Source organism: Rhizobium sp. TRM96647 (assembly GCF_025780115.1).
Taxonomy (GTDB): Bacteria; Pseudomonadota; Alphaproteobacteria; order Rhizobiales; family Rhizobiaceae; genus Mycoplana.
In genome coordinates, this window is record NZ_JAOXHF010000012.1 from 141,427 (window position 1) to 160,759 (window position 19,333).

The 19,333-nt window shown below is 65.3% G+C and carries 16 protein-coding genes and 1 tRNA gene; 9 read left to right on the plus strand and 8 right to left on the minus strand.

The window, feature by feature from the left end:
- Positions 1-252 precede the first annotated feature (252 nt).
- The gene (locus OCK02_RS20195) at positions 253-2,322 is read left to right on the plus strand and encodes a lytic transglycosylase domain-containing protein (RefSeq protein ID WP_263814582.1); all 2,070 of its coding nucleotides are present in this window, start codon (positions 253-255) and stop codon (positions 2,320-2,322) included.
- 217 nt (positions 2,323-2,539) lie between these two features.
- Positions 2,540-3,448 (plus strand): alpha/beta fold hydrolase, encoded by a 909-nt coding sequence (locus tag OCK02_RS20200; protein WP_263814583.1) that lies wholly within the window; start codon positions 2,540-2,542, stop codon positions 3,446-3,448.
- A gap of 226 nt (positions 3,449-3,674) precedes the next feature.
- Here the strand turns inward: OCK02_RS20200 and OCK02_RS20205 are convergent, their stop codons facing one another.
- Positions 3,675-4,778, minus strand: a complete 1,104-nt coding sequence (locus OCK02_RS20205; protein WP_263814584.1) for a porin — start codon at positions 4,776-4,778, stop codon at positions 3,675-3,677.
- A gap of 520 nt (positions 4,779-5,298) precedes the next feature.
- Positions 5,299-6,357: a porin gene (locus OCK02_RS20210; RefSeq protein WP_230803346.1), complete on the minus strand. Its 1,059-nt coding sequence runs from the start codon at positions 6,355-6,357 to the stop codon at positions 5,299-5,301.
- 447 nt (positions 6,358-6,804) lie between these two features.
- Here OCK02_RS20210 and OCK02_RS20215 point away from each other — a divergent pair, with 447 nt between their 5' ends.
- Both OCK02_RS20215 and OCK02_RS20220 read left to right on the plus strand, forming a co-directional pair.
- Complete coding sequence (locus OCK02_RS20215) at positions 6,805-7,182, plus strand: porin (protein WP_263814585.1); 378 nt, start codon at positions 6,805-6,807, stop codon at positions 7,180-7,182.
- A 31-nt stretch (positions 7,183-7,213) separates the two neighbouring features.
- Entirely contained in the window at positions 7,214-8,248 is a 1,035-nt protein-coding gene (locus tag OCK02_RS20220; RefSeq protein ID WP_263814586.1) for a porin, read from the plus strand.
- Positions 8,249-8,392: 144 nt separating this feature from the next.
- Here OCK02_RS20220 and ftsZ read toward each other — a convergent pair whose 3' ends face one another.
- Both ftsZ and OCK02_RS20230 read right to left on the minus strand, forming a co-directional pair.
- Complete coding sequence (gene ftsZ / locus OCK02_RS20225) at positions 8,393-9,427, minus strand: cell division protein FtsZ (RefSeq protein ID WP_263814587.1); 1,035 nt, start codon at positions 9,425-9,427, stop codon at positions 8,393-8,395.
- 269 nt (positions 9,428-9,696) lie between these two features.
- Positions 9,697-9,864: a hypothetical protein gene (locus OCK02_RS20230; RefSeq protein WP_230803342.1), complete on the minus strand. Its 168-nt coding sequence runs from the start codon at positions 9,862-9,864 to the stop codon at positions 9,697-9,699.
- Between the two features lie 280 nt (positions 9,865-10,144).
- Between OCK02_RS20230 and OCK02_RS20235 the strand changes: the two genes are divergently transcribed.
- A complete protein-coding gene (locus OCK02_RS20235; protein WP_263814588.1) occupies positions 10,145-10,423 on the plus strand; it encodes a DUF2934 domain-containing protein in 279 nt (92 codons plus the stop codon).
- Positions 10,424-10,499: 76 nt separating this feature from the next.
- Here OCK02_RS20235 and OCK02_RS20240 read toward each other — a convergent pair whose 3' ends face one another.
- The 3 genes from OCK02_RS20240 to OCK02_RS20250 all read right to left on the minus strand — a co-directional run bounded on the left by OCK02_RS20240 (position 10,500) and on the right by OCK02_RS20250 (position 11,496).
- Positions 10,500-10,724, minus strand: coding sequence for a hypothetical protein (locus OCK02_RS20240; protein WP_183806944.1), 225 nt, complete (start codon positions 10,722-10,724; stop codon positions 10,500-10,502).
- A 262-nt stretch (positions 10,725-10,986) separates the two neighbouring features.
- Complete coding sequence (locus tag OCK02_RS20245) at positions 10,987-11,268, minus strand: hypothetical protein (protein WP_263814589.1); 282 nt, start codon at positions 11,266-11,268, stop codon at positions 10,987-10,989.
- Between the two features lie 138 nt (positions 11,269-11,406).
- A tRNA-Ser gene (locus OCK02_RS20250) sits at positions 11,407-11,496 on the minus strand.
- A gap of 220 nt (positions 11,497-11,716) precedes the next feature.
- On the opposite strand from OCK02_RS20250, the gene OCK02_RS20255 reads away from it, so the two are divergent.
- Positions 11,717-12,751 carry a calcium-binding protein gene (locus tag OCK02_RS20255; protein WP_263814590.1) on the plus strand — a complete coding sequence of 345 codons (1,035 nt, stop codon included), beginning with the start codon at positions 11,717-11,719 and terminating at the stop codon, positions 12,749-12,751.
- A gap of 119 nt (positions 12,752-12,870) precedes the next feature.
- Here the strand turns inward: OCK02_RS20255 and OCK02_RS20260 are convergent, their stop codons facing one another.
- The gene (locus OCK02_RS20260) at positions 12,871-13,992 is read right to left on the minus strand and encodes a Gfo/Idh/MocA family protein (RefSeq protein WP_263814591.1); all 1,122 of its coding nucleotides are present in this window, start codon (positions 13,990-13,992) and stop codon (positions 12,871-12,873) included.
- Between the two features lie 135 nt (positions 13,993-14,127).
- On the opposite strand from OCK02_RS20260, the gene OCK02_RS20265 reads away from it, so the two are divergent.
- The 3 genes from OCK02_RS20265 (at position 14,128) to iolD (ending at position 19,319) form a co-directional block, all read left to right on the plus strand.
- The gene (locus OCK02_RS20265; protein WP_263814592.1) at positions 14,128-15,063 is read left to right on the plus strand and encodes a MurR/RpiR family transcriptional regulator; all 936 of its coding nucleotides are present in this window, start codon (positions 14,128-14,130) and stop codon (positions 15,061-15,063) included.
- A 74-nt stretch (positions 15,064-15,137) separates the two neighbouring features.
- Positions 15,138-17,072, plus strand: a complete 1,935-nt coding sequence (locus OCK02_RS20270; RefSeq protein ID WP_263814593.1) for a bifunctional 5-dehydro-2-deoxygluconokinase/5-dehydro-2-deoxyphosphogluconate aldolase — start codon at positions 15,138-15,140, stop codon at positions 17,070-17,072.
- A 396-nt stretch (positions 17,073-17,468) separates the two neighbouring features.
- The gene (gene iolD / locus OCK02_RS20275) at positions 17,469-19,319 is read left to right on the plus strand and encodes a 3D-(3,5/4)-trihydroxycyclohexane-1,2-dione acylhydrolase (decyclizing) (RefSeq protein ID WP_263814594.1); all 1,851 of its coding nucleotides are present in this window, start codon (positions 17,469-17,471) and stop codon (positions 19,317-19,319) included.
- The last annotated feature ends 14 nt before the right edge of the window (positions 19,320-19,333 follow it).

Below are 19,333 nucleotides of genomic sequence, written 5' to 3' on the forward strand. Positions count from 1 at the left end.
TATTCCTTGATTAATGGTGCCGCACCATAATCATGTGGCGGTCGGGCGGCAAGCGGCGGATGCGGCGTTTTCCCACTCCCTCCGGAGGCGCGGACGGCCTCGCCTGCGGCGGAAAGCCGGGCGGCCGACGGGCGTCTTCACATGGTCCCGAAACTTCCGGTAACCCTTCATTAACGAAACGGGACGCTAATCATCAAAGACGGATTCGCAAGCGCCTTTCGCGCAGGGGACAATCAGCGGGCGGGACGCCTCATGACCAGGACCACCAGCTATGCGGCGATCATCCTGCTGGCGACGGCGGCGATCGCCTCGTCGGCGCAGGCCGGCACCGTTCCGGACGACAGGCTGCCCCTGCCCCGCACCCGACCGCTCGGCTTTGCTGCCGGCATGCCGGCGCACGAGGCCATGGGCGCGATCGAAAGCGTCACCGGAACGGACGCAGTCTCCGAACAGCTGAAGGACGGCCTCGACGCGCTTTCGAACCGGGATCCGGCGGAGGCGCTGCGCATCCGCAACACCCTGCAGCAGGACAGCCTCGACCGGCATATCCTGACATGGGCGATCGCCGTATCCGGCCAGAGCGGCGTGCCCTCCTTTGAGATCGCGACCGCACAGAAGACCCTGAAGGGCTGGCCCGGGCTGAAATCGCTGCGCGCCAATTCCGAGCGGGCGCTGGCACGCGAAAATCCCGCCCCCGACGCCGTCATCGCCGCCTTTGGCACGACGCGGGCGGAGACGGTGGACGGCGCCATGGCGCTGGCCCGCGCCAGGATCGCCAAGGGCGACCAGGTGGCGGCGCTCGACACGCTCCGGCCCTACTGGCACGCCGATGCGCTCGACCGCGACACGGAAACGAAGATCCTCACCGAATTCGGCCCGCTCCTGACGGTGGCCGACCACCGCCGGCGCATGGAAATGCTGCTCTACCGGGAGCGGACGCAGCAGGCGCAGCGCTTCGGCGATCTCGCAGAAAGCCAGTCCCTCTACCGCGCCTGGGCCGCCGTGATCGGCAAGGCGAAGAATGCGGACGCGCTGGTCAAGGCCGTCGATCCCTCGTGGCACAAGGATCCGGCCTATGCGTTCCTGCGGGCGGAGCTCGCCAACCGGGCCGAGAAATATGCGCTCGCCGCGGAACTTCTGTCCAAGGGCGCGCCAGGAACGGACGACAAGGCCGCCTCTTCGGCCTGGTGGGTGGAACAGCGCATCGCCAGCCGTGGGCTTACGGAGCAGGGCAATTACGCGGCCGCCTACCGGCTGGTCGCCCATCACGCCGCCAAGAGCGAGACCGATACCGTCGAGGCGGAATTCCATGCCGGCTGGTATGCGCTGCGGGGATTGAAAGACCCGAAGACGGCGTCGACGCATTTCCAGAAGATCCTGCGCATCTCGAACCGGCCGCTGGCCGTTTCCCGCGCCTGGTACTGGATGGGCCGGGCAGCGGAGGCCGAGGGCTCCGGCCAGGCGAACGAATATTTCGTGAAGGCTGCGAACTTCGGCGGCACCTATTACGGCCAACTCGCCGCAGCCCGGATCGGGCAGACCGGGCTGAACGTGGCCTATCCGACCCCCAGCCCGGAGGATCGGGCGCGCTTCCAGTCGCGCGAGGCCGTCCGCGCGATCGACCGGCTGGCCATGGCGGGGCACGGATGGCGGGCCGCAAGCCTCTACCGCGCGCTGGCAGAGGAATTGCAGAGCCCCGGCGAACTGGCGCTGCTGGCCGCCCGGTCGGAGACCGGTGGTGATCACCAGCTTTCGCTGCAAATCGGCAAAATCGCGTTCGGCCGGGGCATCGACGTTGCCGCGCTTGCCTTTCCTGTCGGCGTCATCCCGGCCAGTGCGAACATCTCCGGCTCCGGCAAGGCGCTCGCCTATGCGATCGCCCGGCAGGAAAGCGCCTTCAACCCCGCAGCCGTCTCGCCGGCCAATGCGCGCGGACTGCTGCAACTTCTGCCCGGAACCGCCAAGGGCGTGGCGAAGCGCTACGGGCTTGCCTACTCGGCCGAGAAACTGACGAGCGACGCCGCCTACAATGCGACGCTGGGCGCGCATTTCCTTGGCGAGCAGATCAGCGATTTCGACGGCTCCTACATCCTGACCTTCATCGCCTACAATGCCGGCCCACGCCGCGTCGGCCAATGGATCGCGCGTTACGGCGATCCGCGCGGAAAGCCGATCGATGAGGTGGTGGACTGGGTCGAGAAGATCCCGTTCTCCGAGACGCGCAGCTATGTCCAGCGCGTGATGGAGAACTACCAGGTCTACAAGACGCGGCTCGGCCAGAAGGCCGACATCGTCCACGACCTGCGCGTCGGCCGGTCGTAGCCGCCGCCCGCGGCACCGCGGCATCGATCCGGGGGCAATGCTTGCCGACGGAGGCTGTGCGGCAAGCCGGCCGTGCGGCATGGCGGGCGACGTGCAGCGCCTGAAATACGTCGCGAATCTTTCAGGGGCGCTCCGCCCGCCGGGCCTTTGACTTGTGCCTGACGCCGTCGCAAAGTCGCTGCAGATTTCAGCGCGACAGGCGTTTGGCGGAGACCGAATGACGACCGAGACCTCGCAGCCTTATCAGGAACGCTTCTTCGCCGCCCGAGACGGCCTCAGGCTTCATGCCCGCGACTACAGGCCCGCCATCCGGGATGACAGACAGGATAACACGGCGGGCGACACCCGGGCGCCGGTCGTCTGCCTTCCCGGACTGAGCCGCAATGCGCGCGATTTCCACCAGTTTGCCTGCGCGATCGCCGACGAGCCCGGCCGACGCGTCGTGGCGCTCGACTATCGCGGCAGGGGGCGTTCGGAGGAGGATGCCAACAAGGCGAACTACACCCTTGCCGTCGAATGCACCGACGTCGAGACGGCGCTGGATGCGCTCGGTATCGAGAGCGCGGTGTTCGTCGGCACCTCCCGCGGCGGGCTCATCCTTCACCTCCTCGCCGCAGCCGCGCCACACCGCTTGAAAGGCGTCGTCCTGAACGACATCGGGCCGGTGATCGAGCCGAAGGGCCTGCAGGAAATCGCCGCCTATCTCAACCGGCCGCAGGCGCCGGGCAATTGGGAGGAAGCCACGGTGATCCTGCGCGGGACGCATAGCGCGGCCTTTCCGGCGCTGTCGCAAGCCGACTGGCAGGACATGGCGCAGGCGATCTATGTGGAGCGCGGCGGCGCGATCGTCGCAGACTTCGACCCGGCGATCGCCCGCCAATTGCTGGCGGCGGACCTCACAAAGCCGCTGCCCGACCTCTGGGCCCAGTTCGACGCCTTCCGCCCCTTCCCCGTGCTGGCGATCCGTGGCGAGCACTCCTCGCTGCTGTCGCCGGAAACGCTGGCCGCAATGGCAAGGCGTCATCCGGGGCTCGCCACCGTCACGGCACGTGGCCAGGGGCACGCGCCGATCCTGCACAAGCCGGACGTGCTTGCGGCGATCCGGGATTTCCTGCGGACCGTCTGAGGCCGATCGCCGAAGAGTGCAGCTCATAACCCGGCACTCCGCGATCCGACCGCCGCCTTGCCTGCCGCCGAATGAGAGCTTTCACTCCGCCGAGTTCCGTTCGGCCGAGCTTGCGGCGGTTTCCCGCACGCCATCGAACGGCAGGAACCCAATGCGACACCCCTGAAACGGCAAGAGCCCGGCCTTGCGGCCGGGCTCCCTCCAAAATGACCGAGGTCAGATCAGATTAGAAGTCGCGCTGGAAGCGGATCATGCCGCCCCAATCTTCAGCCTTGTCGCCAGCGATGTCGCCGTAGTCGGAGACGTAGCTGACTTCAGGACGGATCCGGAAGCCCGGAACGACGGCGTAGTTCAGACCAACCGAAGCTTCGAACTTGCCAGCGTCGGTGAAGTCGCCAGCAGCGTTGGTTGCACCTTCGTCCATGAAGTTGAAGTCGCTGTAGATAGCGAGCTTTTCAGTGAACTGGTAGCTTGCGCCGAGCCAGACAGCCCAGTCACCGTACCACTGTGCGTAGTCGTTGCGGTAGTCGCCGTCGGTGTTCCAGCCAGCCATGACGTATGCGCTGAAGGCACCGAAGGTAGCGTTGATACGAGCCTTGAGGGCGCCTTCTTCGACAACACCGTCGTAACCGCCGACGAGGAATGCCTGGAAGCCACCGGTCGAGTAGCTCATGCCGCCGACTACGTTCGGGACGTAGGTGTCGACGTTGCTGTGCGAGCCGAGGAAGTCGTCATGGTCGTCGCTGCTGTCTTCAACAGCGGCCGTGAACGAGAAGCCGTTGCTCGTGTCGCCGTAGGTGTAACGGATCTGGTTGCGAGCCGTATCACCGTAGTTGACGAGGATGTAGTCGTTGTTCGAGTTGCCGCCACCGATGTAGCCGCCTGCGAAGAGCGAGTCGGTGTAACCGATGAGGAAGCCGGCGAATTCGATGTAGCCGTGCGCCAGGTTGGTGCTGCCGCCGTTGTTGTTATCCTTCTGGAACTCAACTTCAGCGTAGGTCTTCAGGGCGCCGTATTCGGTGTCCGTAGCCGTCGAGAACTTGACAGTTGCACGGGTACGGGTGTTCCACGAGTCGCCGCCGCCACCCGGGAAGGTGTTCTGGCCGGTACCCTGGACGTCGCCGCCCTTCCACTCAACGCGGATGTAGCCGCCGATCTTGAGGCAGGTTTCGGTGCCCGGGATGTAGAAGTAACCGGTGCCGAACGCGTCGCAGACGCGAACGTATTCCATCGGCTCCGGCTCGGCGGCGACGATCGCGTCGGCAGCCTGAGCGCCGGATACTGCTGCGAGAGCAGCAGCGGAGCCGAGAAGAAGGCTCTTGATGTTCATTTTCTGACCTCCAGTCAAAAGTTTCATTCGGGTCTGGGTCTTTTTGCTGAAGGACAGCGTTCCCTGCCCCATCCCCAATTTCAGGAAGCGGACGATCACCGCCCCTGCTTCCGGAGTTGAAAATACAAAACGGGGAACTTGGTGCAATCTTGAAACCGTCGGAAGCAAGCGTTTGGCACACCCTTCCGGTTACCGTGTTGCGCAAAGGACACAAAACTGTAACCGGGGTACAGAAAAATTTACGATACGTTAATAAAAGGCCTTACGATCCCAGCACTTAGCGGAGCGTGGAAAACGTTCGGACGACGCCATGGGCGGACCGTGAAAGGGCTGATTCACACGGGGAACCGTTGCCGGGAGGGGCGCGCAAGCGCATTCGGAGGCCGGCGACCGGCCGCAAGCGCACAGGACAGCCTCCGCCGGCCGGGCCCGATTCTGTCCCGAATCGAGAATCGCCGCAGCCGGGGACGGCGAAAAGCCCGACCGATGGCCGGGCTTTCCAGTCTGATTCGAAGCGATCTTAGAAGTTGCGCTGGAAGCGGATGACGCCGCCCCAGTCTTCGGCATCGGCGCCGGCCTTCTCGTCCATGTCGCTGCGGTAGTTGAGTTCCGGGATGATCGTGAAGCCCGGAACGACCTGGTAGGCAACGTTCAGCGCTGCTTCGACGTTTTCACCGTCGTCGAAGTTGACACCGGCGTTGATGGTCGCCTTTTCGGTCAGCGTGTAGGTGCCGCCGAGCCAGACAGCCCAGTCGCCGTCCCAGCGAGCGTACTTGTTCCGGACGTCGCCGTCCGTGTTCCAGCCACCCATTGCGAAGAGCGAGACGGGGCCGAAGGTCACATCGCCGCGAACCTTGATTGCGCCTTCTTCGGCGTAATCGTCGTAGGCGCCGACCGCGCGGAGCTGCCATACGCCGCCGTTGTAGCCGAGACCGGCGATAACGTTGGGTACGTAGCTGTCATAGTCGGTGTAGGTGTTGTAGCCGTCGTCGTTGCTGTCGCTGCCGTCTTCGAGCGAGATGACGGCGGTGAAGCCGGCGCCCGTGTCGTACTTGTAGGTCAGCTGCGTGGCCTGGAAGTCACCGTAGTCAACGTCATAGTAGTCGTTGATGTTGTTGTTGCCGAAGCCGGTGAAGCTCGAATAGGCCGAGTCGGTGTAACCGACCAGGAAGCCGCCGAGTTCGATGTAGCCTTCCTGCAGATAGGTGTCGGAATCGCTGTTGTCGTCACGATCGAAGCGAACTTCGGTGAAGGTCTTCAGCGCACCGTATTCGGTGTCGGTCGCCGTTGACAGACGCAGGGCTACACGGGTCCGGCTCCGCCAGGAGTCGCCGCCGCCACCGGGGAAGGTGTCCTGGCCGTTGACGTCACCGCCGGAAACGTCGACGCGGACGTAGCCGCCGATCTTCAGGCAGGTCTCGGTGCCGGGGATGTAGAAGTAGCCGGTGCCGAACGCGTCGCAGACGCGAACGTATTCCATCGGCTCCGGCTCGGCAGCGACGATAGCGTCGGCAGCCTGTGCGCCGGAAACTGCTGCGAGTGCCGCAGCGGAGCCAAGAAGCAGGCTCTTGATGTTCATTTTTGACCTCCAGTCAAACATTCTGATCCGATTGCGTCGGCGGGCGAACTCCTCGTCCATCCGTCCGACTGACGCATGCCCGGGGCGGGAAGCCCTGACCTGCTGCAGCCACATTGCAGCCGGACCGCCGCCGCGCAACCAACAAAATTGAATAAGCTCCCGCGTTTTAAAATAGATTGTCATAATTGTTGCAATAATAACACGTCCATTCTGAGTGGAATTCGGCTATCTATCGGATTCTTATCGGATTTTCGGAAGAAATTGATAACATATTTTATACTCGGTATCATGTTTGTTCCTTATCTTTATTATGAATGCAAGCTACAAAAATTAGATTATTGAGAATTTTCCCGTAATTTATGATCGAAACACCCATTTTATACTTATAAATACTAAAATTCATAAGAATACACCAGAAGGGAACCCCGTACTCCGGAGCAGGGCCGGGTGAAATACGGCATGGCGGCGAAGAGGCGGCAGATTCGCGGCAGTGGATCGGCCTTGCCTATGGCCAAAGGATCGGCGAACATGACTTGGAAACGGCATCGGAAAGCTGAAGGTTCGACGCGCATGGGCCGCGGAAGCGTCAAATTCTACGTGCTGGCCGGCGCGATCATCACTCTGGCCGCAACCGTGGCGATGGCCGACGAGGCGATCGCGCCCGGTGACGCGCGCGAATCGACCGAGACGGACTTCTGCCGGTCCTTCGGCCCCGGCTATTTCAGGCTTGCCGGCACGCAGACCTGCATGAAGATCGGCGGCAGCGTCCGGTTCGACGCCGGCGGCGGCGACCTGTCGGGCGACCGCGCGCCGTCCAGAGACTGATTTCCGCCAGCGCGGGACAAACGCGATGTGCATGAAGCGTCTATTCGCTGCAGTCCTTCTGGCCGCAGCCGCGGCGGCGAGCGCCCGGGCCGCGGACGCGATCGTCGCGGCAGACGCCGGCCCCATGGAATATGTCCGCGTCTGCGACGCCTTCGGCGCCGGCTACTTCTATATCCCCGGCACCGAGACCTGCCTGAAGATCGGCGGCTACCTGCGGGTCGAGGCGTCGGGGGGCGACGCCAACGAGCAGGATACGTTTCCCGGCGGCGGCGGCGATTCCTGGTCGACGCGCTCGCGGCTGGCGCTGCGCCTGTCGACGGCGAGCGATACCGAATACGGCGCGCTGACGACCTACAGCGAGGCCGAGATCCAGAACGACGACAACGGCCCGACCGAGATCAACCTGGAGAACGCCTATGTCGAGCTCGGCGGCCTGCGCGTCGGCTTCTCCGACACGCTCTATTCGGAGTTCATGGGGGACGCCGGCAACACCATCAACGACTTCTACGACGTCGACTACGGGGATTTCGGCCGGACGCAGATCCGCTACACCCGCGGCGGCGCCAAGGGTTTCAGCTTCGCCTTCTCCGCCGAGGACAGCAGCAACCAGGACAACGATGAGACCGACAGCTACATGCCAGACCTGGTCGCGGCCGTGGGCTACGGGACCGACAGCTTCCGGATCCGCGCCACCGGCGGCTATGACGAGCAGATGGAGGCGGGCGCCGCCAAGGTCAGGGTGGACGGCATGCTCGGCCCGGTCGAGCTCTTCGCCATGGGCGGCTGGAACATCGGCGGCAGCGAGCCGAACGACTATGCCCGCTGGGACGGCGACTGGGCGCTCTGGGTCGGCGGCTCGTTCAAGATGACCGACAAGGCGACGATGAACGCATCCGCCAACTTCGACGACGGCGGCGACGCGGAAGCCGCGCTGAACCTAAGCTACACCGTCGTCCCCGGCTTCACCGTCACGCCGGAACTCAACTATCGCAACCGCATGGACGAGAAGTCCGGCCCGAAGGCGCAGGACTGGGGTGCCGTGATCCGCGTCCAGCGCGGCTTCTGACCCCCGATACGGGGCGTTGGGTGGTCAGTCAGTGCCGGGGGAGCGTTTCAGGAAGGACGGAGCAATGCGCCTTCCGGCCGGGTGGATCCCGGCGCCGTCGAGGCCCGGCGGGACCGGGCCTCCTGTCTGTGCCGAGGTTCGCAGTCAGCGCTGGAAATTGACGACCATGCCGGGTGCAACGGCCGCACCGGTGCCCGGCTGGGCCTCCTCGATCTCGCCGGCGCCGAGCCCGGTCGCCACGACCGAGACGCGGAAGGTGCCGGCCAGGTCCTGGTCGAAGATCGCGCCGACGACGATGTTGGCGTCGTGATGAACCTCGTCGCGGATGCGCGAGGCGGCCTCGTCCACTTCGAACAGCGTCATGTCGGTGCCGCCGGAAATCGAGATGAGCACGCCCTGGGCGCCCTTCATCGAGGCCTCGTCCAGCAGCGGGTTGGCGATCGCCGCCTCGGCTGCCTTCATCGCCCTGCCCTCGCCGCTCGCCTCGCCGGTGCCCATCATCGCCCGGCCCATGTCCTTCATCACCGCACGAACGTCGGCGAAGTCGAGATTGATCAGGCCTTCCTTGACGATCAGGTCGGTGATGCAGCTGACGCCGGAGTAGAGCACCCGGTCGGCCATGACGAAGGCATCGGCGAAGGTGGTGTTGGCGGTTGCGACGCGGAACAGGTTCTGGTTGGGGATGACGATGACGGTGTCGGCGCACTCGCGCAGGCGGGCGATGCCCTCGTCCGCCATCTGCATGCGCCGCCGGCCCTCGAAGCTGAACGGCTTGGTGACGACGCCGACGGTGAGGATGCCGGCCTTCTTCGCCGCCTCGGCGATGACGGCCGCAGCCCCCGTCCCCGTGCCGCCGCCCATGCCGGCAGTGACGAAGCACATGTGCGTGCCGGAGAGGTGGTCCATGATCTCGTCGATCGATTCTTCCGCCGCGGCCCGGCCGATCTCCGGGTGCGCGCCGGCGCCGAGGCCGCCGGTGATGTCGGAGCCGAGCTGGATGATCCGCGTCGCCTTCGACATGGTCAGCGCCTGGGCATCGGTATTGGCGACGACGAAATCGGCGCCCTGGAGGTCTTCGGTGATCATGTTGTTCACCGCATTGCCGCCACCGCCGCCGACGCCGATCACGGTGATCTTCGGCCGCATTTCCGCGACCTCATGGACCCGGGCATTCGTCATGTCTCGTCTCCTCGTAGCATCGGGGGGCGTCACGCGCCTGCTCGCATCGCGAATCACCGCATCCCTGTTCGTGGATATTGGATAACAGATGTCCGCCGCAAATGAACGCAACCGGCAGTTCCCTCCAGCGAGTCGCGCACGAATCATAGAGAGCGGAAAAATGTGACTTTCTGCCGGCAGGAGGGGCCGCGTCGCCGCCTATGAACAGGGAAATGCGCTTGACGGCGCGGCCGGGCACCGGCCGTGACGCGGACGGGCGAGTGTGCGCGCTACCGCAGACCCAGCCTGTTGCGATGATAGGCTTCGTATTTCCGCGCCTCGTCCTCGCTCATGAACGCCGTATGCACCGTACTGTCGTCGACACGCACCGTGACGACCCATTTGCCGCTCTGCTGGACGACCGTGACCGCCTTTTCCGGACCGTTGTTCTTTCTCAAGACTACCTCCTGCCCCATTTCGAGCCACCCACTCAAAGTAGACGGGCGAGACACGCGGATTTGTGTCGCAACCGAAGGTAACGGTTTCGTGAACACGCCCGCATCCTGCCCCTCGATGCCAGGCGCGATGCGAGGGCCTGTCGCCGTGTCGGCGAGTGCCCGGCTGCGACATCGAAACGGTGGACGGATCGCGCGGCATGGAACATTGTTGCAGTGCGGCGCTCTTGAGGTGAAACCGTGTCTTGGAAACTACGTGTCTTGGGAAACTAGGAGACAGCGAATGACGAACGGCAGCGAGAAGCAGGACCTGATCCGCAAGAAGGCCTATGCGATCTGGGAGACGGAAGGACGCCCGCACGGACAGGACGAGCGCCATTGGCAACAGGCCGAGGCCGAGATCGAGACGTCTTCACCGGCCGCAAAGCCCGCTACGCGGAAGGCGGCAGCGACAAAGGCTGCGGCCCCGAAGCCGGCATCCGCGAAGACCGCCGCCCCGAAACCGGCCACGGGGAAGGCACCAGCAAAACGCCGCACCAAGGCGACTACGGATCCCGCCTGAAGCCAACCTCAAACGCACTCGGATACGCAGACGGGCCGGGCCAAAGGGGCCGGCTCCGTGCGTTCGGCCTGTCGGTTCAGCCGGTCGGGCGCCGCAGGCGGTTGCCGGCCATGGAGATGAGCTTCTCCGGCTCGCGGGCGCCGGCCTTGTAGAGCTGGATGACCTGCCTTGCGAGTTCGTCCGCGGCAGCCGACCTCTGCGACAGCAGGCACTCCTTGCAGAGTTCGTCAAAGACCCGCTGCAGCATGGCTAGATCACCCGGCCCGACGAAATCGTCGGCTCGGATAAAGCGCGTAATCATCGACACCTCCCTGTCTGGTGGAAAATAGTGCGCCCTCCGCCCTGGCGGCACAAGCGATCAACAAGTGTATCACATCGAAACGTTCCGTCGATCCGGCATCGACGGCCCGCGGCACACGGTCGCGCAGACGTGTCCGGCGGCTTGCGAAAAGACAGGAACCCGAGGCGCACAAGGCCAATCCGCAGGGTCGCCACGCACCCCTGGGGACGCGGCCGGAAGCACCGGCACGCCCCCGCGTCCGGGCATCGCGCGGAACGGCCGGTCAGTGCAGCGTCGGCGGCCCGTCGTCGTCCTCGTCCTCCTCGGCATCGAGGAGCGCGGTCAGCCCGACCTCCCGGACGCCCTGCTCGAACTCCTCCCATGCCGCCTGGTCGGTGGGGAACAGCTCCTCCCAGACGGTCGAGCTGCCGTCCGGCTCGGCCAGTTCGAGCACCCAGCCGACTGCGCCCTCCAGCTGGTAGATCTCGACGTCGATCGTCATTCCATCGGCCGTGAACTTGCAGGACAATGCAGACCTGACGATTTTCGGATCTCGCTTGCTCATCGGCCGTCGCTCCGCAGCACATGACACAGCCCGCCCGAAAAGCGCAACGCGCCGCGGGAGAAGCCCGGAAAAGGAAGTCTGACGCCTATATTGCTCCGGATCACCAGAAAAATCGATGGTCCGATCAGGAGTTGTGGATGGCGGAGAAGAAGGGATTCGAACCCTCGATACCGTTCCCGGTATACTCCCTTAGCAGGGGAGCGCCTTCGACCACTCGGCCACCTCTCCGTCCACGCTGGCGCTGATAAAGAAAAGAAGCGCGCTAATCAACTGCTTTCAGCAGCGCTGCGGAATTTTCGCGCTGCGCCCGTGTGGGCCGCAGCGGGAAGGCCGTGGCGGCGGGGTCGTGCCATCAACCGGACGTGAACGTTCCATTCAACGCACATTCAGAAAAGATGCATAAGCTCCCCTCCAGCAACGAATCATTGCAAGGAAGAGGACGAGCACGATGGGTTGGAACGGCTACACCTACTACGGCACCAGCGGACGCAATACCGTCTACCAGGATGGCCGCGACGAAGTGGACATCTTCACCTATGGCGGCAACGACAAGATCTACCTCAACCTCGTCAGCTCCTACGGCGGCTTCAACTATGTCGAGGCCGGCAGCGGCAACGACTATGTGAAGAATTGGTTCGAGGGCGGCAACAAGATCTACCTCGGCTCCGGCAACGACACCTATATTCACAACGGCTATGCCATCGACGACGACTATTACGACAAGGTCTATGGCGGCTCGGGCGACGACTGGTTCGAGGTGCTGACGCTGCAGAGCGACTACTACGGCGGCGACGACGACGACACGTTCCTCTCGGCCGGCTACTACAACTATTTCAGCGGCGGTTCCGGCAACGACACGCTGAGCTACGAACTGCAGGACGACAGCGACCTGGAAGGTCGCGGCGTCTTCGTGGACCTCAACAGCAAATACGCCAAGGTCGGCTCGTACAAGGAGACCTTCTCCAGCATCGAGAACGCCATCGGCACGGGCTATGCCGACACGCTGCGCGGCAATTCCGGCGCCAACGACCTGGAAGGCGGCGGCGGCAACGACATCCTGTCGGGGCGCAGCGGCAACGACTATCTCTACGGCGGCTCGGGCAGCGACGAACTTCTGGGCGGCAACGGCAATGACGACCTCGTCGGCGGCCGCGGCATGGACATTCTCGACGGCGGCTACGGCGCCGACCACTTCATCTTCGATTCGATCAAGGATTCCGTCGTCGGCAGCAAGCGCGACGTGATCGAGGACTTCCACCGCTCGGAGAACGACAGGATCGATCTCAGCAACATCGACGCCAACGTCAACAGGAGCGGCAACCAGTCCTTCACCTTCATCGGCAACCAGTCCTTCCACGACAAGGCGGGCGAGTTGCGCTACTCCGGCCACATCATCTCCGGTGACGTCGACGGCGACGGCCGGGCGGACTTCCAGATCGAGGCCAACCTGACGAAGTACTATTCGAGCGACTTCATCCTCTGAGCCGACTGCGGCAGGACGTCGGTGGAGACCGGCGCCCTGCCCCGCTTTTTTCCCTTCATCCGCGGGTCCACGCCGTCGCGCCTGCGGATGACGACGGCCGCGAGTCCGGCGAGAACGCCTCACCCGGCGGCCACGTCCACCCAGCGGCGCTCGGCGAAGGACTGCGCCATGGCGTGGACCGAGCGCTCGATCCGCAGCCCCTCGGAAAAATCCACCGCCCGGCAAGGCTCGCCCGCGATCGCGGCCAGAAGCTCGCGGCATTCGATGACCTTGAGGTCGTTGAAGCCGAGACTGTGGCCGGGGGCGGGAACGAACCGGCCATAGGGGCTGTGCTGCGGGCCGGCGAGAACGGTGGCGAAGCCCTGTTCGCCGGCGCGGTCGGTGGCGCGGTAGATCTGGAATTCGTTCATCCGCTCCTGATCGTAGAGGATCGCGCCCTTCGAGCCGAAGATCTGCAGCGCGATCCGCCCCTTGCGGCCGAAGGCGGCGCGGTTGACCATCAGGACGGCGGAGATGCCGCCGGCAAGGCGCAGCAGCACATTGGCCTGGTCGTGGTTCTCGACGGCGCGCCGCCCGCCGGCCGGAAGCGGGCGATCGGCATAGGGCTTGCCGAGATCCGCCATGACCTGTTCGGCATGGCCGAACAGGTTCCACAGGAGCGACAGCGTGTGAACGGCGAAATCGTCGAGCGCGCCATAGCCCGAGGCCTTCTCGCTGCGCGGCGAGAACGGTGCGTCCGGGTCGGCCATGAAGTCCTCGTCCATCTCCACGCGCACCTGGTTGACCGTGCCGATCGCGCCCTCGTCGAGGAGGGCGCGGATGTGGCGCATCACCGGGTTCTGGATGTAGTTGTAACCCATGATCGCGACCCGGCCGGACTGCCGTGCCGCCGCCGCCATGCGCTCGGCGTCGGCCAGCGTGGTCGCCATCGGCTTTTCGCACCAGACGTGCTTGCCGGCCTGAAGTGCCGCGATCGCCATTTCGGCGTGGAACTGGTTCGGCGTCGTGATCGAGACGACGTCGACCTCGGGATCGGACAGCAGGTCGCGCCAGTCGGAGGTGGCCCGGGAAAAGCCGAACTCGCGCGCCCTCGCCTGCGCAAGCCCGGCGTCGCGTTCGGCCAGATAGACCAGGCGCGGACGCTCGACATCGCCGAAGATGGTCGCAACATTGTTCCAGGCGAGCGCGTGACACTTGCCCATATATCCCGTACCGATCAATCCGACGCCGATGGCTGTCATCTTCTCTCCTCCTCCTGACGATGTCCCGGATGATGGACCTGAACATTTCGGAATGAAAGTGACATTTCATACATTTCATGGAATAAATGTTTCACTTTCGCTATGACGACGCTGCACCGGGGATTTGGATCGCATATGGACGACCATCGGGACGATCATCAGGACGGGGATTCCAGGCAGGAGGGGCCGATCCGCGTGCCGCGCGACTTCGACAGCCTGCGCAGCGTCATCATCGAGCGCAAGGCGGCGATGCCGAAGCGGCTGGCGCAGGTGGCGGCCTATGCGCTCGGGCATCCCGACGAGATCGCCTTCGGAACGGCGGCCAGCATCGCTTCCGCCGCCGAGGTGCAGCCGTCCACGCTGGTCCGCCTCGCCCATCACCTCGGCTTCGACGGCTTTTCCGACCTGCAGACCGTCTTCCGGGAACGGCTGCGCGATCGCACGCTCTCCTACGAGGAACGGCTGGCGACGCTGGAGCAGGGTTCTGCTGCGGATGCGGAAGATGAACTGCTGACGGGCTTCATCGCGGCCGCCAGCCAGTCCGTGGCGCGGCTTTCGGCCACGATCGACCGGGACGTTTTCTCCCGGGCGGTCGAGCTTCTCGCCGGTGCGGAGACGATCTATCTGGTCGCCAAGCGCCGCTCCTACCCGCTGACCGCGCACATGGCCTATGCCTTCGGCAAGCTCGGCATCCGCCACCAGATGATCGCCTCGCCGAACGGGATCGATGCGGAGCTTGCAGGCTTTGCGACGCCGCGGGATGCGGCGATCGCGGTGAGCTTTTCGCCCTATGCCGCCGAAAGCCTCGGCCAGGCGCAGGCGCTCGGCGAGCGGGGCGTGCCGATCGTGGCGATCACCGATTCGGCCTTCTCGCCGCTTTCGGGCTGCGCCACGCACTGGTTCGAGGTCACGGAGGCGGATTATGGCGGCTTCCGTTCGCTGTCGGCATCGATGGCGCTCGCCATGGCGCTGCCGGTCGCGATCGCCGAAAAGCGCCGCCAGCGCGGACGCGGCGGCAAAAGCGGGGCTCCGGGTGGGGCAAACCGCAATGGAACAAATATTCCGAATTGACTGACGTCTGGAATTGATGTTTCATTTCGGCGTGCGGGAACCGGTCAGCCGGGTCGCGCCGACGGGAGGACCTCATGCCGACAGAAGACCCAGACACCTTGGCGGACACGACGCTCGACGTCATCGCGATCGGCCGTTCCTCGGTGGACCTCTACGGCCAGCAGCTCGGCAGCCGGCTCGAGGACATCAGTTCCTTCGCCAAGTCGGTGGGCGGCTGCCCGGCCAACATCGCCATCGGCACAGCGCGGCTCGGGCTGAAATCCGGCCTGATCACCCGCGTCGGCGACGAGCAGATGGGCCGCTTCATCCGCGAGCAATGCGGCCGCGAGGGCGTCGCCACCGCCGGCATCGTCACCGACCCGGCGCGGCTGACGGCGCTGGTGCTGCTGGCGATCGAGGCCGAGGGCGTCTCGCCGATGATCTTCGTGCGCACCGACTGCGCCGACATGGCGCTCTGCGAGGACGATATCGACGAGGCCTTCATCCGCTCGTCGCGCGCCGTCCTCGTCTCGGGCACGCATTTTTCGAGGGCCAACACGGAGGCCGCGCAACGCAAGGCGATCCGCATCGCCAGGGATGCCGGCCGCAAGGTCATCTTCGACATCGACTATCGCCCCAATCTCTGGGGCCTTGCCGGCCACGCGGAAGGCTTCGAGCGCTACGTCAAGTCCGAGCGCGTCTCGGCCGTGATGAAATCGGTGCTGCCGGACTGCGACCTGATCGTCGGCACCGAGGAGGAGATCATGATCGCGTCGGGGGCGGACGACGTGCTCTCCTCGCTGAAGGCGATCCGCGCCGTCTCGGCGGCGACGATCGTGCTCAAGCGCGGCGCGATGGGCTGCATCGTCTATGACGGGCCGATCAGCGACGACCTCGAGGACGGCATCGTCGGCCAGGGGTTTCCGATCGAGGTCTACAACGTGCTCGGCGCCGGCGACGCCTTCATGTCCGGCTTCCTGCGCGGCTGGCTTTCGGGCGAGGACCACGCGACCTCGGCCACCTGGGCCAATGCCTGCGGCGCCTTCGCCGTCTCCCGCCTGCTCTGCTCGCCCGAATATCCGACCTTTGCCGAATTGTCCCATTTCCTCCAGCACGGAAGCCCGCACAGGGCGCTGCGCAAGGACGAGGCGATCAACAACATCCACTGGGCGACGACGCGGCGCGGCGAGATCCCGCTTCTGATGGCGCTCGCCTGCGACCACCGCATGCAGCTCGTCGATCTCGCCGACGAGGCCGGCGCGCCGCATGAGAAGATCTCCGCCTTCAAGAGGCTGACGGTGGAGGCCGCCGCGCGCGTCGCCGGCGGCCGGCCCGGCTATGGCATGCTGATCGACGAGCGCTTCGGCCGCGACGCCTTCTTCGATGCCGCCGGCAAGGGATTCTCCTGGCTTGGCCGCCCGGTCGAACTGCCGGGCTCGCGGCCGCTGCGCTTCGAATTCAGCCAGGACATGGGCTCGCAGCTCGTCGAATGGCCGGTCGGCCATTGCATCAAGTGCCTGTGCTTCTATCATCCCGACGATCCGGCGCCCCTGAAGGCGGAGCAGCAGGAAAAGCTGCGGACGCTGTTCGAGGCGGCGCGGCGGGTGGGCCGCGAACTTCTGATCGAGATCATCGCCGGCAAGAGTGGGCCGCTGGAAGCCGGTACGGTCTCGACTGCGCTCGAAGAACTCTACGCCCTCGGCATCAAGCCGGACTGGTGGAAGCTGGAGCCGCAGGCCTCCGCGCAGGCCTGGCGGAACATCCAGGCGGTGATCGAACGCAACGACCCCTATTGCCGCGGCATCGTCCTGCTCGGGCTCGAGGCGCCGAAGGACGAGCTGGTGAAGGCCTTCGAGGCGACGAAGGCGGCGCCTTCTGTGAAGGGCTTCGCGGTGGGCCGCACGATCTTTGCCGACGCCGCCCGCGAATGGCTCGCCGGCCGGATCGACGACGAGGCGGCGATCACCGAGATGGCCGGGCGGTTCGGCGAACTGACGGATGCCTGGCTGGAGACGCGGGGGTTGAAGTAGAAAGAAAGTCCCCTTCCCTACCCCTCCCCACAAGGGGGAGGGGCTTGGCCCGCGGCACCGTCCTTGCCCCTTCCGCAACCTCTGGACATGAAGCGAGGATGCGTTTGGCAGGGCGGTCGCCCGAGGTTAGCCCCTCCCCCTTGTGGGGAGGGGTTGGGGAGGGAAGATCCAAAGGCGAGAGGGGAAAATGTAGACAGTGGCCCCCTCACCCCGCCTCCGCTGCGCTCGGCGGACCTCTCCCCGAGGGGAGAGGAGGATCTGGGACGTTGCGGCGCTTCCCTCTCCCCCGGGCAGAAGGTGGCCCGAGCGGCCGACTAAGGGGCGCCCGACGCTCTTGCCCATCCCTGACAGGGAGGGGAAAATGGAACAAGTGACTGACACTGGGTGGAGGACCCGATGGCGAGGACGATCCGGCTGACGATGGCACAGGCCGTCGCGCATTTCCTGAAAAACCAGATGACGATCGTGGACGGCAAGAAGGTGCCGATCTTCGGCGGTGTCTTTGCGATCTTCGGCCACGGCAACGTCGCCGGCATGGGCGAGGCGCTCTACCAGGTGCGCGAGGAATTGCCGACCTTCCGCGCCCATAACGAGCAGGGCATGGCGCATGCGGCGGTCGCCTATGCCAAGGCGAGCTTCCGCCAGCGCTTCATGGCCTGCACCACCTCGATCGGCCCTGGCGCGCTGAACATGGTGACGGCGGCGGGCGTGGCGCATGTCAACCGCCTCCCCGTCCTCTTCCTGCCCGGCGACGTCTTCGCCAACCGCATTCCCGACCCGGTGCTGCAGCAGATCGAGGATTTCGGCGACGGCACCGTCACGGTCAACGATGCCTTCCGCTGCGTCTCGCGCTATTTCGACCGCATCACCCGGCCTGAGCAGATCATCCCGGCGCTGAAGCGGGCCATGCAGGTGCTGACGGATCCCGTCGATTGCGGCCCGGTGACGCTGTCGCTCTGCCAGGACGTGCAGGCCGAAGCCTACGACTATCCGGAAAGCCTGTTTGCCGAGCGCGTCTGGAAGGAACGGCGGCCGCGGCCGGATGCGGACGAGTTCGCCGCAGCGCTGGAGGCGATCCGGCATGCCGAGAAGCCGCTGATCATCGCCGGCGGCGGCGTGCTCTATTCGCGCGCGACCGCGGAACTCAAGGCGTTCGCCGGCATGCACGGCGTTCCCGTCGCCGTCACCCAGGCCGGCAAGTCGGCGATCCCGGACGACCATCCCCTGTGCATGGGCTCGATCGGCGTCACCGGCACGTCGGCCGCCAACGCCTTTGCGGAGGAAGCCGACCTGATCCTCGCCGTCGGCACGCGCCTGCAGGACTTCACCACCGGCTCCTGGGCGCTGTTCAAGAACGCGCGCGCGCGGATCGTCGGGCTCAACACCACCGCCTTCGACGCCGCCAAGCATGACGCGCTGCCGCTCGTCTGCGATGCGCGCGAGGGGCTGACGCTGCTCTCCGAAGCGCTCGGCGGCTGGAACGCGCCGCCCACCGTCGAGGCGGCCGCCGCCAGGCGCAAGGCCGAATGGACCGAGGCCGCGCGGCAGGCGACGGCAGCGACGAATGCCGCCCTTCCCTCCGACGGCCAGGTGATCGGCGCCGTGCAGCGCGCGATCGGCGGCGAGAACTCCATCCTCGTCTGCGCCGCCGGCGGGCTGCCGGGCGAGTTGCACAAGCTCTGGCAGGCCGGCCATCCGGGCAGCTACCACATGGAATACGGCTTCTCCTGCATGGGCTACGAGATCGCCGGCGGGCTCGGCGTGAAGATGGCGCGACCTGAGGCAGATGTCGTCGTCATGGTCGGCGACGGCTCCTACATGATGGCCAATTCCGAGCTTTCGACCTCGATCATGCTGGGAAAGAAGCTGACGGTCGTCGTGCTCGACAATCGCGGCTACGGCTGCATCAACCGGCTGCAGATGGCGACCGGCGGCGCCAACTTCAACAATCTCCTGAAGGACGCGCGGATCGAGACGCTGCCCGATATCGACTTCCGCGCGCATGCTGAAAGCATGGGGGCCGTGGCGGTGAAGGTTTCCTCCATCGCCGACCTAGAGACGGCGATCGCGCAGAGCAAGGGCAACGACCGCACCTCGGTGATCGTCATCGACACCGATCCGCTGGTCACGACCGAAGCCGGCGGCCACTGGTGGGACGTGGTCGTCCCCGAGGTCAGCCCCCGCGAAGCGGTCAACAAGGCCCGTGAAGCCTATGTGAAGGCGCTGGCTGCGCAGCGCATCGGCTAGGCGCCCGCCCCCTA

Excerpts from the sequence above, each read along its gene's own strand:
- OCK02_RS20260 (WP_263814591.1), bottom strand. The coding sequence starts at position 13,992 with ATGACAGCCATCGGCGTCGGATTGATCGGTACGGGATATATGGGCAAG.
- OCK02_RS20220 (WP_263814586.1), top strand. The coding sequence starts at position 7,214 with ATGAAGCGTCTATTCGCTGCAGTCCTTCTGGCCGCAGCCGCGGCGGCG.
- OCK02_RS20200 (WP_263814583.1), top strand. The coding sequence starts at position 2,540 with ATGACGACCGAGACCTCGCAGCCTTATCAGGAACGCTTCTTCGCCGCC.
- OCK02_RS20265 (WP_263814592.1), top strand. The coding sequence starts at position 14,128 with ATGGACGACCATCGGGACGATCATCAGGACGGGGATTCCAGGCAGGAG.
- OCK02_RS20195 (WP_263814582.1), top strand. The coding sequence starts at position 253 with ATGACCAGGACCACCAGCTATGCGGCGATCATCCTGCTGGCGACGGCG.
- OCK02_RS20245 (WP_263814589.1), bottom strand. The coding sequence starts at position 11,268 with ATGAGCAAGCGAGATCCGAAAATCGTCAGGTCTGCATTGTCCTGCAAG.
- OCK02_RS20270 (WP_263814593.1), top strand. The coding sequence starts at position 15,138 with ATGCCGACAGAAGACCCAGACACCTTGGCGGACACGACGCTCGACGTC.
- iolD (WP_263814594.1), top strand. The coding sequence starts at position 17,469 with ATGGCGAGGACGATCCGGCTGACGATGGCACAGGCCGTCGCGCATTTC.
- OCK02_RS20235 (WP_263814588.1), top strand. The coding sequence starts at position 10,145 with ATGACGAACGGCAGCGAGAAGCAGGACCTGATCCGCAAGAAGGCCTAT.
- ftsZ (WP_263814587.1), bottom strand. The coding sequence starts at position 9,427 with ATGACGAATGCCCGGGTCCATGAGGTCGCGGAAATGCGGCCGAAGATC.
- OCK02_RS20255 (WP_263814590.1), top strand. The coding sequence starts at position 11,717 with ATGGGTTGGAACGGCTACACCTACTACGGCACCAGCGGACGCAATACC.
- OCK02_RS20205 (WP_263814584.1), bottom strand. The coding sequence starts at position 4,778 with ATGAACATCAAGAGCCTTCTTCTCGGCTCCGCTGCTGCTCTCGCAGCA.
- OCK02_RS20210 (WP_230803346.1), bottom strand. The coding sequence starts at position 6,357 with ATGAACATCAAGAGCCTGCTTCTTGGCTCCGCTGCGGCACTCGCAGCA.
- OCK02_RS20240 (WP_183806944.1), bottom strand. The coding sequence starts at position 10,724 with ATGATTACGCGCTTTATCCGAGCCGACGATTTCGTCGGGCCGGGTGAT.